Below are 13913 nucleotides of genomic sequence, written 5' to 3' on the forward strand. Positions count from 1 at the left end.
TTCACTGGGAGGGGGGGCAGGTCAACCTGAAAAAAGGGGGGATTGCCGCCATCGTGGCCCTGGCGCGGGTGTACGGCCTCGAGGCCGGCAGCCTGGCCCGCCCCACCCTGGAGCGCCTGCGGGCCGCCGCCCTGGCCCGGCTCATCCCCAAGGAAGAAGCCGAAGACCTGAGCGAGGCTTTTTTGTTCCTCTCCCACCTGCGCCTGAAGCACCAGCTAAAAGCCCTGGAGCGGGGCCAGCCCCCCTCCAACCGGGTGGCCCAGGAAGCCCTCAGCCCCCGCGAGCAGCAGATGCTGCGGCAGGTTTTTCTGCGCATCCGCCAGGCCCAGCAGGCGCTGGCGGGGCGGTTTCGGTTGCAGGTCTTATAAAGTGTCCTTTCCCCTGTTGACGTTACCGACGGCCTCACCCCAAGGCTATTTCCTGAAAGCGACCTGAAGACCGGAAAAGCTAAAGGCCGTCGGTAGCGCCAAAGTAAAAAACACCCGCCATCAACGGCGAGTGTTTGTTCCACGTGTAGACGATTTCCTACCAGCCATTAATGGAACTGCGCTTCCTCCGTCGAGCCCACCAACGCCGCGGTGGAGGCCTGCCCGGCGGTGATGGCCATCAGCACCTCGTCGAAGTAGCCTGCGCCCACCTCGCGCTGGTGCTTGACGGCGGTGAAGCCATCTTTCTCGGCGGCGAACTCGAGCTGCTGCAGCTCCACAAAGGCGCTCATGCCGCGCTCCTTGTAGCCCTTGGCCAGCTCGAAGGTGCGGTAGTTGAGGTTGTGCCAGCCGGCCAGGGTGATGAACTGGAACTTGTAGCCCATGGCCCCCAGCTCCCGCTGGAACTTGGCGATGGTGGCGTCGTCGAGGTTTTTCTTCCAGTTGAAGCTGGGCGAGCAGTTGTAGGCCAGCATCTTGCCGGGGAACTGGGCATGGATGGCCTCGGCGAACTTGCGGGCGACCTCGAGGTCGGGGGTGCTGGTCTCCATCCAGAGCAGGTCGGCGTAGGGCGCATAGGCCAGGCCGCGGGTGATGCAGGCCTCGAGGCCGTTGCGAATGCGGTAGAAGCCCTCGGGGGTGCGCTCGCCTTCCTTCACGAAGGGCTTGTCGCGCTCGTCAATGTCGCTCGTGAGCAGGGTGGCGGCCTCGGCGTCGGTGCGGGCGATAATCACGGTGGACACGCCCATCACATCGGCGGCCAGCCGGGCCGCGTTCAGGGTGCGGATGTGCTGCTGGGTGGGAATCAGCACTTTGCCGCCCAGGTGGCCGCACTTCTTCTCGCTGGAAAGCTGGTCTTCCCAGTGCACCCCGGCGGCCCCGGCCTCAATCATGCCCTTCATCAGCTCGAAGGCGTTCAGGGGCCCGCCAAAGCCAGCCTCGGCATCGGCCACGATGGGGGCGTACCAGTAGCGGTCGGTCTTGCCCTCGCTGCGCTCGATCTGGTCGGCCCGCTGCAGGGCGTTGTTGATGCGCTTGACCACCGCCGGCACCGAGTTGGCCGGGTAGAGGGACTGGTCAGGATAAGTCTGGGCGCCCAGGTTGGCGTCGGCGGCCACCTGCCAGCCCGAGAGGTAGATGGCCTCGAGGCCCGCCTTCACCATCTGCACGGCCTGAGCGCCGGTGTAGGCGCCAAAGGTGTTCACATAGGGACGGGTGTGCAGAAGCTCCCACAGCCGCTCGGCCCCCACTTTGGCCAGGGTCTGCTCGGGCAGAATGCTGGGGCGCAGGCGCACCACATCCTCGGCGGTGTAGTCGCGCTGGATGCCCTTCCAGCGGGGGCTGGTTTCCCACTCACGACGCAGCTTCTCGGCTTCCAGTTTCATCTCGGGGGTCAGTTTGGACATCGCACTTCCTCCTGTTTTGAGTATGGCCCGGACGACAGATTTTCGAGGCGTGTATATTCCAATAAGCGACACCTCCAAAAACGTGTACTATTTATTTCGCTACACCTCAAAAGTATTACACCAGTGTGTACCTAGCCAGTTTATACCGGCTGGTTCAACCGGCCAGAAGCAGGCCTGGCCTGCTTCGGGCCCGGCGCTTATGCTTTCGGACTTTGGGGCGTTGTTTGGGAGTTTGACAAAGGCCGATGGTGGCGGACGATTGAACGCAAAACACCCTGCGCCCCTTGCCCGAGCCCCGGCGTGCTCCGGCCCTTGAACCCACGGCTTGCGACCGGCATCTTTGCAACGCTGTGCGCTGGGCGCTTCAAAACCGCTTTGTTGGTGGCGATTAAGCAGGGCTAAAGAAAGCTGCAAGAACATGAGCCGCATCTGAAGGGGTGTCGGGGTAATGTCGTTAGGGTAAGGAAGGGGAACCTGTATGAAACGCAACTTCGGCTTGGTGCTGGCCGTAGCGGCTATGATGGCAGGCTGTGGGGAGACCAACGTGGTCGAGAACCCGCCGCCAAGAAGCGGTGGGGCAACGGCCTCTGCCACCGAGAGCGCAGCGGCCAGCAAAAGCTTCGATGATAGCGCCAGCAAGGTGATGCAGAGCCTGCCAGCCGAGCTGGCCGGCTACTTACGCAGTCTGAACGCACCGGTCAACCTTGACCTGGGCCGTGTGCTGGGCTTGCCAGGGTCGGGGGCCTCGAGTGCGGCGGTGGAAGCGCCAGGGGGCGGGGTTTCGCTCCAGGCCACCGAGACCCGCCTGACCCGGGGTAGCTGGGACTGCACCACCGGAAGCTGTGTGCGTACCGACAGCGACGACTACCTGGTGCGCTGGCGCACCGCCCAGGGCCAGACCGCCGAGCTGCTGCTCGACTGGAACGGCTCCACCAGCGGAACGGCCTCGGCCACCGTGCTGGGGCACTACAGCGCCAGCAACGAAGCCCTCTTCGAGGCCCCCACCAAGCTCATCGGGCACATCAAGGTGAATAACGCGGTGGTAGCCAGCCTGAACCGAACCACCGTCTTTCCCGATAGCCGCTGTGTGACGGGGCGCAAGGTGCTGGACATGCCCGACCAGCTCAAGGCCACAGCTTTCCTTGATAAGGCCGGGGCGGGGCGGCTCGTTGAGGTCAGGAACCTCGAGTGGAACATCGGCAGCAACCTCACCACCAAGGGCGATATGGTGCTCAAGGGCGGCGGCGAGACCGTGAACCTGAGCTGGGACGTGACCACCGGGGGCACCGTGGTTCGGGCGCGCTGTGGCAACTTTGCCAGCATCCTGGCCACCAACATGCGGGCCTTGGCTTCACTGGGCAACCTCAAGAAGACTTTTGCCCTGGGCTTCGAGGCCACCGAGTTCCGCCGCGACCCCCTGCACATCGCCTTCAGCAAGGGTTCGGTGCAGTTCGATGGCAAGACCGCCGAATTCCGGGGCGTGCTGGACGATGCCAACCGAAATTGCATCCTGGGCGAGAACCTCTCCTTGAGCTTTGCCGGGGGAGAGACCAACCTCGAGCAATACCTCATCGCGCACCACGCAGCCAAGCCCTGTTCGCGCTGAGGGGGCTAATGGCCGAGGCTCAAAGCAGTCACGATAAGGCCTTGCCGAGGCCAAAAAAACGAAAGGGTGAACTGCCCGAACCCCTCCTGGTTGGGGGTGGCCTGCGTGTGTCCGGCGGCACGGGGGACTGGTTCTCTGATGAGGCCCTGTTATGATGGGGCAGATTTTGGAGGAACCATGAAACGACTTGTGGCCTTGCTGACCTTGGTGATTGGTTTCGCCTTTGCCCAGGCTCCGGCCTACCCCGAAAACACCGTGGGGGTGGGGTTTGGGATTGGACGCGGGTTGATGGTGCAGGGAAGCCTGGGCCTGCCCTTCAGCCCGCTGGGCATTGATACCGGGCTGGATCTCGAGGTCATCGTCCCCACCAGCTTCGACAATGTGGAGGTCTGGGCCCTGTTCAAGGCCAACCTGCTGCCGGCCCTTACGCTGGCCGACCTCTCGCTCTCGGCGGGCCTGGGGGTAGACCTGAGCTTCAATACAGTGGGCAGTGTGTTTGGCTTCCACCTGGGGCCCATTGCCAGCCTCGAGATTCCCGGCGGGGCCATCTCGGGCTATGTGGGGCTCGGCATTGAGGGGGGCTTCAACCTGGCCTATGGCCTGGGCGGGCGGCTCTACCTGGACCCGGTGGCCCTCGAGGTGGGCCTCTCCGACCGCTATCCCTTCAAAATTGCGCTGCTGTACCTCTGGTGAGATAGCCGAAGGCCGAGTGCCAAAAGCGCAAAGCATTGGGTTGCAGTTCTTCGCACTTGGCTCGGGTCGAACGGCGCCTCACCCCCGCCTTGGGCCCTGATTTGGGCCTTTTGAGCGCCAGACCCAGCTCAAAGCCTGGCCGTTGCGGCACAATACCCCTATGCGCGGGATCTGGGCACTGGTGGTTGCGCTGGGCATGGCGTATGGGCAGCCGGTGTGGGTGCTCACGCCGCAGGGGCGCCTGCAGGGGGGCCTCAACCCGAAGGCCCAGGTGGCCTATTTTCTGGGCATCCCTTATGCGAAAGCCGAGCGCTGGAAAGCGCCCGAGCCGGTTTTGCGGCTCGAGGGGGTCTTCAAGGCCACCGAGCCAGGCCTGGCCTGCCCGCAGCGGGGAGTTTTTACCACCCGGCTGGGGGGCTACATGCCCCCCCAGGGCGAGGACTGCCTGAACCTGGGGGTCTGGGCACCCCTGGCCCCACCGCCACCGGAGGGCTATCCGGTGATGGTCTGGGTGCATGGGGGGAGCTACACCGGGGGCAGCTGGGCCGAGCCCCTCTACGACGGCACCTCGCTGGCCGCCGAGGGCGTGGTGGTGGTGGGCTTCAACTACCGGCTGGGCCCGCTGGGCTGGCTGGCCCTGCCCGCATTGCAAGCCGAAGACCCCAGCCGCTCTACGGGCAACTATGGGCTGCTGGACATGCTCGAGGCCCTGCGCTGGGTCGAGCGCAACATCCGCGCCTTTGGCGGCAACCCAGAAAACGTAACGCTCTTTGGGCATTCGGCGGGGGGGATGGCGGTGTGTACGCTGATGGCCCTACCGAGCGCCCGGGGTTTGTTTCACAAGGCCATCCTCCAGTCGGGCGGGTGCGCTTATGTGCGAACCCTCGAGCAAGGTTTCGCCTGGGGCGCTCGCTGGGCCGCCCAACTGGGCTGCGCTGCCAGCGACCTGGCCTGCCTGCGCCGGATTCCCCTGGAACGCCTTTTTCCCCCCGAAGACCGCAGCATTGGGGCGCTTTTGCAAAGGGTCGAAGCCGGGGAGTTCGCCGAGGTGCCCTGGAAGCCCCACCTGGATGGGGTCTGGCTGAACAAGGTGCCTTTGCAAGCCCTGCTAGAAGGGGCAGCCCAGGGGATTCCCCTGATTGTGGGGGCCACTGCGCAGGAGACCTGGGGCGAGCGTCTCGCCGGCCCTTCCGACTGGGGCGGCTTTGCCGAGCGGGTCGAGGCCAAGCTCCCCGGTCAGGGGGTTCGGGCGCGGCAGCTCTACCAGGCCCGCTACGCCTCGCCCGCCGAGGCCTGGGCCTACTTCCAGACCGACCGAATCCTGCTCTGCCCCACGCTGGCAGCAGGGGTTGCTCAGGCCGACCACGCCCCCACCTACAGCTACCTGGTGACCTGGGCCTCGCCGGTGCTGGAGCTGCTGGGTAGCTTTCACGGGATTGAGCTGCCCCTGCTCTTTGGCACCGAGACCACCTGGCCTGCGCTGGCCCTGTTCCTGACCGCTGAGGCCATGGAAAACTCGCGGCCCCTGGCCAGGGCGCTCCGCAGCCAGTGGCTCCACTTCGCCCGCTCGGGCGAGCCCTATTTGCAGGGCTGGCCTGAGACCAAAAGCGGCTATGCGATGGGCTTTAGCGCTCGGCCCGGCCTGATTCCCGACCCCTACCCAGGGCGCTGTGGGTTGTTCCGTTAGGCCGGGGCGAATAGCATAGAGCCATGCCGGTTCTGAAGGTCTCTGCAGCCGACCAGTTCCTGATTGCCACCGGCGACACGAGGCTCCTGGAAGTCTGGGAGGCGCTGCCCGAGGGGCTCTTTCCGCCTTTTCCACCGGTGGAGCTACCCGGGGGGCTGGACGGCCTGCTCAAGCGGGGCGGGTTTGCCCAGACCTTTTTTGTGGGGAGCGAGGTCTTGGGCCTCAAGTTCCAATCGCCCAAAGGCCAGACCATCCAGGCTGGGGGGCTCACGGTGAAAAACGTGCAGGGCTACGACCTGGTGCGGCCCTTTGTGGGCAGCTTTGGGGCTTTGGGCGACGTGCTCGAGGCCACCCTCAGGCTGCGCCCAGGCCGGGCCTGGGTTTTTTTGCGCCGCAGGGGCGAGCTGGCCGAGCCTCCCCAGAGGCCGCGCTTCTTGTGGCAGGCGCTGGCCCACACCTATGCTTTTCACTTTGGACATCCCCTCGAGGTCAGGCGCTTCGCACAAACTTTTGGTGGCGAGGAAGTTCGGGGTACGCTGGACTACACCCCGCTATTCCCGCACGGGATGGGCGTGGGCCCCGGCAGCCTGATAGACCTGCGCTTTAGCTGGTGCGATGGGGGCGCCAGGCCCCCCATGCCCGAAGCCTACAGGCGCCTGGTGGAAGCCGTTTGAGCAGGGGAGAAAGGGAATAGAGGCCTCAAAGCTACATAGTATGGAGAGCCTACCGATAACCCTTGACCGGCAATTGCTTTTTGACCCATGACCTGAGACTTGCGACCTGTGACCGTTGCGGCGAATCCACAGGGCCCAGAAACCAAATCATCAGGAATGTATGAAACCCAAATTTACTGTTCCCGACCATCTGAAACCCTACCAGCGGCGGGTGACGGCCAACGGGGTGGGCTTGCACCTCTACGACTCGGGCGCGGCCCCCTCGCAAGACCCCCCCTTTGTGCTTATTCATGGGCTGGGGGACGAGGCCGATAGCTGGCAAAAGGTCTTCCCGCTCCTGGCCGGGCGGGGGCGGGTGGTGGCCCTCGACCTGCCGGGGTTTGGCCGCTCCGACCACCCTAAAAGGGCCTATACCCTTCCCTTTTTTGCCGATACGGTGGTGGCGCTGCTGGAACAACTGAAGGTTCCGCAGGCGGTGCTGGTAGGTAGCTCTTTTGGGGCGGGGGTGGCCCTGCGGGTGGCCCTGCGCCGGGCCGACCTGGTGGCCCGGCTGGTGCTGGTGGGCGGCCCCCCTGTGCGAAGCAAGCTGGGCCGGCTTCAGATGATGTTCTTAATTCCGGGCCAGGGCGAAAAAATCTACAACAGCTTCCGGGTTTCGCAGGAGGCCGCCTACGAAAGCCTGCGGCCCTACTATGGCAACCTGGATGCCCTCCCCCCCGAAGACCGCCAGTTTTTGCGCGAACGGGTCTGGGACCGGGTCTGGAGCGACGACCAGCGGCGGGCCTATTTCTCGACCTTCCGCTGGCTGGCCCTGGAGGGGTTGCTGGGCCGGCCCAGTCCGTCCCAGCTGGGCCAGCTCCGGATCCCAACCCTGATTGTTTGGGGTGAGCAGGATCGGGTTATCCCTGCCGAGGCGGGCCGTACCCTACAGCGCTGGATTCCCGGGGCCAAACTTCAAATCATTCCCGGTTGCGGGCACCTGCCGCAACAGGAAAAACCTCTGGAACTCGTACGCCTGATTTTGCAGTAGGGGGGCTACATTTGGGCCCGGCACTCGGGGCAGACGCCGTGGTACTCGACCTGCACGTCTTCAATCTCGTAGGCGGGATAGCGGGTCTTAACCTCGCTCAGCAGGTCGGGTAGGGGCTGCACGATGTCGAAGAAGCGGTTGCACTTGCGGCAGACCATGTGCAGGTGCCCATCCAGGTTGGCTTCGTAGCGCAGGGCCTCCCCTGGGCGCGAGAGCGGCACCAGGTAGCCCTCTTCGGTCAGGGCCTCGAGGGTGCGGTAGACCGTGCCCAGGCTGATGCTGGGCACTTTTTTGCGAACCTCTGCATACACCCAAGCGGCATCGGGGTGGTGGCCCTGGGCATGCCGAACCACCTCGAGGACGGCCTTGCGCTGCTTGGTCAAGCGTTTCATTCCCATGGTGGTACCCAAATCTTCGGACAGTCGGAAACACGCGGGGCATAATCCCGACTGTTAAACTCAAGTTTACTGAAAAGAAACATGGGTGAAAAGGGGGTTGGTTCCGATGGCCCGCAATTTCGCCGCTAGCCAGCCTGCACGATGCCCAGCAACTCCCGCCCGCCTTCGGCCAGCAGGTCCTGGGCCAGGTCGTGCCCCAGCTCGGGGGCCTCCTCGGCGTCGCCCTCAATCTCGGCCCGGATAAGCTCGCGGCCATCGGGCGAGGCGACCACCCCCTGCAAGACCAGGGTGTCGTCGCCCTCCAGCGTGGCCAGCGCCGCCGCGGCGCATTCGTCCCCCGCACCCAGGGCGCGCAGGAAGGCCCGCTCGGCAGCCACCCGCACAAACGAGGCGCGGTGGTTGAGGCTGTAGGCCAGCTCCTCGGCCCAGTCGTCCCCCTGGCGCACCTCGAGGCCCAGGGCCCCCTGGCCGGGTGCGGGCAGCACAATCTCGGGGTCTATGAGCTGGTCAATGCGGTTGCGCAGGTCGAGCCGCAGCAAACTGGCCGCGCCCATGATCATGGCGTCGTACTCACCGGTGCCCAGGGCGGTCAGGCGGTCGTCCACATCGCCCTCGAGGTTGCGGATGCAGAGGTCGGAGCGGTAGGCCAGCAGCTGGGCTTTGCGTCGCAGGCTGTTGACCCCCACCACCGCCCCTTTGGGCAGCTCCTCCAGGCGCTTGGCGCTGCGCCCCACCAGGGCCTCACGGGGTTCCACCCGCTTGGGTACGGCAATCAGGCGAATTCCGGGCGTTTCCTGGGTCGGCAAATGCTTTAGCGAGTACACCGCGATATCCACTTCCCGTTTGCTCAGGGCCTGGCGCAGGGCTTCGGCAGCCCCGACCTCGGAGGTGTTTTTGGCCTGCACGGTGCGAATTTTGAACTCGGTTTCGGGCCAGTTTTCCTTCAGGCGCTCCACCACCCAGCGGGTCTGGGCCTGTGCCAGCAGGCTGGCCCTGGCCCCAATTACAATGACGCGCATAACGCCCAATATATTAGCGATAAAACGCAGAATGTGAAGAGCTATGCCGAAGGCATTTCCTCGGCGGTGCGGTATGCCGGGGGGAGCTGGTGGGCCTCGAGTTCAAAGTCCTGGTCTACACGCCAGGCTCGGCCTTCTTTTGCCAGCGCATGCAGGGTCTGCTGCACGTACTGCTGCACCCGCCGCAGCGGCAGGGCATCGGGGTTCAGTTCGGGCCGGTGCAGGCGCAGGAAAGCCCGGTGAAAGGCCGGCAGCTCGTGCAGGGGGAGCCGGGCCTCGATGGCCGACCAGCGCACACGTTTGCTCATCCCCTCCAGTTTAACGGGTTGTCCTTGTTTCGCTCAGGCCGCCCCGTCTGGCTGAGCCATGCCAGGAGGGCGTGGCCCATATCTGAAGCAGGCGCTAGCGGGCCTTGCCGAAGGCAAAGACCAGTTCGTCGCCCTTTCGCACCACAAACAGAAGGGCGGCCTTGCCGGCACTGTCCAGAAGGTCGTAGCGGGTGCGAATTTCACCTGCGACCTGTGTTTCTTGTTGGTTTTCCACAAAGTAGCCTGCCGCGGCAAAGCCGGTCAGAATCTGCTGCACAAAACCGGCTTGCAGACGGGCTGCCAGACCCCGGGCGGCGTAGACCTCCAGGTTGAACCGGCTGGCGTCGGGAATCCGGGCCACAATGGCCTCGCTGCCCCGTCCGGCCCGGAAGGAGCCCGAGGGGAAGCGCACGCTGGCATCGAGGGACGACGCAATGGCGGCAACGGTGGTGACTTCCACCAGGGTCTGGCCCAGGGCAGGAGCTCCCAACAGAAGCAGAAAGGAGAGGAAGAAGGCTCTCATACCTCGAGGGTACCGCCGGGCCTGCGAAGGTTCGGGTCATTTGACGCGGCCATGCGGGGTTTTTGCTTGGGGGGAATGCGGCCCTGCAAAGGGGGCCTCAAGGCTCGGTCAGCACCGCCGACTCCCTCGGCGGTACGGGGGGCAGCCCCAGGGCCTGCCAGCGCTCGTCCACGCGCTGCACGATTTCGGGCGACATGGTGATTTTGGGCGGCCAGCGGCGGGTAAAGCCTTCCTCGGCCAGCTTGCGGGTGCCATCCAGCACCAGCACCGGCCCCTCCACCCCGCTCATTACCCAGGCGTCGCGCTCGGGGTCTATGTTGTTGAGCACCGCCCACATCACCTCGTCGAACTCGAGCCGGGTGTCGCTATCGGTCAGGAGCATCAGGCGGATGCCCGCGCTGTGGGGGGCAACCAGCAGGCGCTCGGCGATTTCCCGGGCCTGGTGGGGGCGGGTTTTCTCCAGCGTGACCATCCAGATGCCGGGCAGTTGCTTCTGGCGCACCCCCGGAATGCCCGGCAGGCTGGGGTGGGCCTTGGGGGTGAAGGGGAGGGGGCCGCCCTCTTCTTCTAGCTTGGCGGTGCCGTCCACAATCAGCTTGCCGCCGTAGCCCATGGCCCGCGAGGAGTGGTCGAGCACGTCAATGGGCCCCCTCGAGACCAGGGTGTCGCGCCCCGGCAGGGCGTGTTGCAAAGCGGCTTGCAGGGCCTCAGGGCCTTTGAGCGGGGCCCCGGCATCCAGCACCACAATCACCTTGGCAAACATCATCTGGCCCAGGCCCAAAAGGCCGCTCGCCACCTTGTAGGCCTGGCCAGGGTAGCGTTTCTCGATGCTCACGTTCACCCAGTTGTGCGCCACCCCGGCGGGCGGCATGTGGTAGTCGTGGATTTCCGGCAGGATGAGCTGTGCGGCGGGCAGGAAGAGCCGCTCGGAGGCCTCGATCAGGTAGGCGTCTTCCATGGGGGGGCGGCCCACGATGGTCGCGGGGTAGATGGCTTTTTTGCGGTGGGTGACGGCGGTGACGTGGAAGCGGGGGTACAGCTCTTCCAGGGTGTAAAAGCCGGTGTGGTCGCCAAAAGGCCCCTCCACCACCAGCTCTTCGGCGGGGTCTACATAGCCCTCCAGCACGAACTCGGCCTCGGCGGGCACGGGCAAGTCCACCGTCACGCCCTTTGTGAGTTCCACGGGCCGCCCCCGCAGGAACCCGGCCAGGTTGAACTCGTTGACCCCCGGGATGGGCGGCACCGGCGCGGTGGCGGCGTAGGTCAGGATGGGGTCGCCCCCTAAAGCGACGGCGACCTCGAGCCGCCGCCCCAGCTTTTTGGCCTTGTCGTAGTGCCGCCGCCCCACCTTGTGCAGCTGCCAGTGCATGGCGGTGCTTTTGCGGTCCAACACCTGCATGCGGTACATGCCCAGGTTCAGTTCGCCGGTCTCGGGGTCTTTGGTAATCACCAGCGGCAGGGTGATGTAGGGGCCGCCGTCCAGGGGCCAGCACTTTAGGATGGGGATTCTACCGAGATCCACCTGCTCGCCCCGCCAGATGACCTCCTGCACCGGGCCGCCCCGCACTTTTTTAGGAAAGAAGCCCTTCAACTCGCGCAGCTTGGGCAGCAGGGCCAAGGCCGCCTTGAGGCCGCCCTTGCCGGGGTTCAGGTTCATCAGGCGGGCCACCCGCTCGGCCAGCTCGTCCAGGCGCCGGACCCCCATGGCCCGCGCGGTGCGCTCGGCTGTGCCAAAGCCCCCGATAAAGACCGGAAAATCGCGGCCTTCCACGTTTTCGAAGAGCAGGGCCGGGCCACCCAACTTGACCAGGCGGTCGGCGATCTCGGTGATTTCCAGCTCGCAGGAGACCCTCTCCCGGACGCGCACCAGCTCGCCCCGGCGCTCGAGGTCTTGTACGAAGGCCTGAAGGTTCTTGTACATCTGCTTCAGGATAGCCGATGCCCAGCTGGGCAATGTGGCGATAGCTTTCAACTGAGCGTTACGGCTCCAGGCGCAGGTGCTCGAGGCGAAACCGCCGGGGCGTTCCGTAAACCAGAACCGCCTCGAGGCGCACCGGCAGGTCGTCGCGGCCCAGCAGGTAGTGCGCCGACTGGAAGATGCGGCGGTACTTGGTGGGGGTGAGGGCCTCGAGGGGCGTTCCAAATGCAGCGTCGCGGCGCTGCTTGACCTCGACGGCCACGTAGGTAGGCCCGTCCTGCATCCAGAGGTCAATTTCGCCGAAGGGGGTGCGCCGGTTCTGGCCCAGCAGCAGGTATCCTTTGGCCAACAGGTGCTTGCGGGCCAGCGCTTCGGCCCAGGCTCCTTTCATAGCGGGCTTTCCAGAACCTGCTCGCCGTTCACCAGCACCCGCAGCACCGCCGTTCCGCGCACCACAATTTCCTGGCTGAAGCTCCAGGGTTGCTGCACCGGCCCTTCAAACACGGTGTTGACCAGCACCTCGTCCTGCACGGTAATCACCACCACCGCATTGGGGATGTTCTCCGGCAGGGTGTAGCTTACGTTGACGCGGCGCTCCTGGGGCCCGGCGGGCGGGGTGGGCTGGTTTGCGTTGGGGTTGGGTGGTTCTGGGGTTGTTGGAGAGGGAGAGGGCGCTGGTGCAGGCGTTGTGGCGGGAGCGGGCTCAGGGCTTGGGGTGGGCTCCGGCTCCACGGGGGGCGGTGGGGGCGCGGCCAGACGCGGCGGCTCGAAGGGGGTGGCTTTGGGCAGGGTGGCGACGGGCTGTGCGGCCACCAGCACACGCACCACGGTCTCGCGGGGCAGCACCACGCCGGGGCCGGGCTCCTGGCCAATCACCAGACCCTCGGGCGCGCCGGAGGCGACCCGCACCACCTGGGCCTGAAGCTCGGCCACCGTCAGGATGTAGCGGGCCTCCTCATCGGTCAGGCCGGTCAGGTCGGGCAGGAGGGTCTCGCGCAAGGGAGGCCGGGTTCCGGTGGAGACCAAAAGGCGCACGCCCTCGCCTGGACGGAGGGGCTGGCCCTCGCGGGGAATGCTGGAGAGCACCGTGTCGGCAGTGTCGCCGGAGGCGATGCGGGTAATGCCCGCCACCCGGTAGCCGGAGGCCTCGAGGGCCTGGCGGGCATCCTCCAGAGAGCGTCCGCTCACGGTGGGCACGCTGCCAAAGCGGGGCTTGTTAATGACCAACTCGAGCTGCCGGCCCGGCTTCACACGGGTGCCGGGGTCGGGGGTTTGCTCCAAAATCTGGTCTTTGGGCAGTGAAACATCGCTCCCCTCAGCAAACTCCACCTTGAGGCCATAGGTGCGCACGGCCTCGAGGGCCTGCCGGGGGGTTTTGCCGACCAGGTCCGGCAGCACATACTCAGGGGGGTTCAGGTAGCGGTTGGTCGCCAGCCAGAGCGCTACGCCGCCCAGGGCCAGCATCAAGACGCCCGGCAGCCAGCCAGGCCAGTTCCAGCGGTAGGCGCGCTGCGGTGGACGGGGCTTGGTGGCTTTGGGGGTAGGGGAGGCTTTGCTGGGTTGGGGAGGCATGGCCGGGCGTGCTTGGACAGAGGTTGTGGGGGGCAACTCGGAAGGGGGGGCTGGCAGGGTGGGGTTCAGGTCGGGGCGGCTCGAGCCCCCTGGAGCCGGGGTGGTTTGGGGGCGCAGCTTCCCCACCAGGGGCCGCCCGCTCTCCTCGGTGGCCTCGAGGTCGCTCTCCTGGTAGCCAAAAGGCTCGAGAATTTCCAGCAACGGCTTGAGCCGCCGGGCCTTGAGCGCCGCTTTGGGCTGTTCGGGCCAGAAAACATAGTAGCGCCCCGGATTGGCCGAGACCAGCACCCCCTGGGGTAAAAAGCCCTGGGCCTCGAGGCGGCGAAGGGCGTTTTTGTAGCGGTGGAAGGCGGTGCGGGCCTCGGGGGTGTGCACCTCAAACCAATACAACTGCCCCTTCAGACCCTCCTGGGTCTGTACCTGATAGGGGCGCAAAAAACCCTGGGGGGGCTCTTCGCTCAGAATGGTGAACTTATCGTCCAGTAGCGACACCACAAGCGATTATACAGACCGCGCAAAGGGCTTTGTGAGGGGAAGTCGGGAACTTCCGAAACCTTGCCTGGCCCAAGGCTCGCAACCGCAAAGGCCCGCTTTTGTGGTGCTGCACATGCATCAGCCGTCCCGAATGGCGATTAAGCCTTTCGGAAAGGGTCG

14 protein-coding genes are annotated in these 13913 nt (G+C 65.4%); 6 read left to right on the forward strand and 8 right to left on the reverse strand.

Translation table 11 applies throughout. The annotated features are described in order from the left end of the window. Window positions 1–368, forward strand: a 368-nt coding sequence (locus tag NZN28_RS00005) for a putative nucleotidyltransferase substrate binding domain-containing protein (RefSeq protein WP_295394289.1), incomplete at its 5' end; no start/stop codon positions are given. Between the two features lie 167 nt (window positions 369–535). Here the strand turns inward: NZN28_RS00005 and aceA are convergent. Beyond that, complete coding sequence (aceA, locus tag NZN28_RS00010) at window positions 536–1831, reverse strand: isocitrate lyase (RefSeq protein WP_295394291.1); 1296 nt, start codon at window positions 1829–1831, stop codon at window positions 536–538. Window positions 1832–2309: 478 nt separating this feature from the next. Between aceA and NZN28_RS00015 the strand changes: the two genes are divergently transcribed. The 5 genes from NZN28_RS00015 to NZN28_RS00035 all read left to right on the forward strand — a co-directional run bounded on the left by NZN28_RS00015 (window position 2310) and on the right by NZN28_RS00035 (window position 7521). Then, on the forward strand, window positions 2310–3437 hold the full coding sequence (locus NZN28_RS00015; protein ID WP_295394294.1) for a hypothetical protein: 1128 nt from the start codon (window positions 2310–2312) through the stop codon (window positions 3435–3437). 177 nt (window positions 3438–3614) lie between these two features. Beyond that, window positions 3615–4130: a bioflim formation protein gene (locus NZN28_RS00020; protein ID WP_295394296.1), complete on the forward strand. Its 516-nt coding sequence runs from the start codon at window positions 3615–3617 to the stop codon at window positions 4128–4130. A 160-nt stretch (window positions 4131–4290) separates the two neighbouring features. Then, window positions 4291–5817: a carboxylesterase family protein gene (locus NZN28_RS00025; protein ID WP_295394299.1), complete on the forward strand. Its 1527-nt coding sequence runs from the start codon at window positions 4291–4293 to the stop codon at window positions 5815–5817. Window positions 5818–5840: 23 nt separating this feature from the next. Continuing rightward, complete coding sequence (locus NZN28_RS00030; protein WP_295394302.1) at window positions 5841–6491, forward strand: DUF5639 domain-containing protein; 651 nt, start codon at window positions 5841–5843, stop codon at window positions 6489–6491. Window positions 6492–6651: 160 nt separating this feature from the next. Continuing rightward, window positions 6652–7521 (forward strand): alpha/beta fold hydrolase, encoded by an 870-nt coding sequence (locus NZN28_RS00035; RefSeq protein WP_295394304.1) that lies wholly within the window; start codon window positions 6652–6654, stop codon window positions 7519–7521. A gap of 5 nt (window positions 7522–7526) precedes the next feature. Here the strand turns inward: NZN28_RS00035 and NZN28_RS00040 are convergent, their stop codons facing one another. The 7 genes from NZN28_RS00040 to NZN28_RS00070 all read right to left on the reverse strand — a co-directional run bounded on the left by NZN28_RS00040 (window position 7527) and on the right by NZN28_RS00070 (window position 13751). Beyond that, window positions 7527–7919: a Fur family transcriptional regulator gene (locus NZN28_RS00040; protein ID WP_295394305.1), complete on the reverse strand. Its 393-nt coding sequence runs from the start codon at window positions 7917–7919 to the stop codon at window positions 7527–7529. Between the two features lie 125 nt (window positions 7920–8044). Then, window positions 8045–8938, reverse strand: a complete 894-nt coding sequence (gene hemC / locus NZN28_RS00045) for a hydroxymethylbilane synthase (protein ID WP_295394307.1) — start codon at window positions 8936–8938, stop codon at window positions 8045–8047. 41 nt (window positions 8939–8979) lie between these two features. Beyond that, window positions 8980–9246 carry a hypothetical protein gene (locus tag NZN28_RS00050; RefSeq protein WP_295394309.1) on the reverse strand — a complete coding sequence of 89 codons (267 nt, stop codon included), beginning with the start codon at window positions 9244–9246 and terminating at the stop codon, window positions 8980–8982. A 94-nt stretch (window positions 9247–9340) separates the two neighbouring features. Beyond that, window positions 9341–9769: a hypothetical protein gene (locus NZN28_RS00055; protein WP_295394311.1), complete on the reverse strand. Its 429-nt coding sequence runs from the start codon at window positions 9767–9769 to the stop codon at window positions 9341–9343. 97 nt (window positions 9770–9866) lie between these two features. Further along, complete coding sequence (locus NZN28_RS00060) at window positions 9867–11690, reverse strand: menaquinone biosynthesis decarboxylase (RefSeq protein ID WP_295394312.1); 1824 nt, start codon at window positions 11688–11690, stop codon at window positions 9867–9869. 58 nt (window positions 11691–11748) lie between these two features. Continuing rightward, window positions 11749–12078, reverse strand: a complete 330-nt coding sequence (locus NZN28_RS00065) for a YraN family protein (protein WP_295394314.1) — start codon at window positions 12076–12078, stop codon at window positions 11749–11751. Next, complete coding sequence (locus NZN28_RS00070; RefSeq protein ID WP_295394317.1) at window positions 12075–13751, reverse strand: PASTA domain-containing protein; 1677 nt, start codon at window positions 13749–13751, stop codon at window positions 12075–12077. The genes NZN28_RS00065 and NZN28_RS00070 overlap by 4 nt, the downstream gene beginning before the upstream one ends. Between the last annotated feature and the right edge of the window lie 162 nt (window positions 13752–13913).

The organism is Meiothermus sp. (assembly GCF_025056915.1).
Classification (GTDB): Bacteria; Deinococcota; Deinococci; order Deinococcales; family Thermaceae; genus Meiothermus.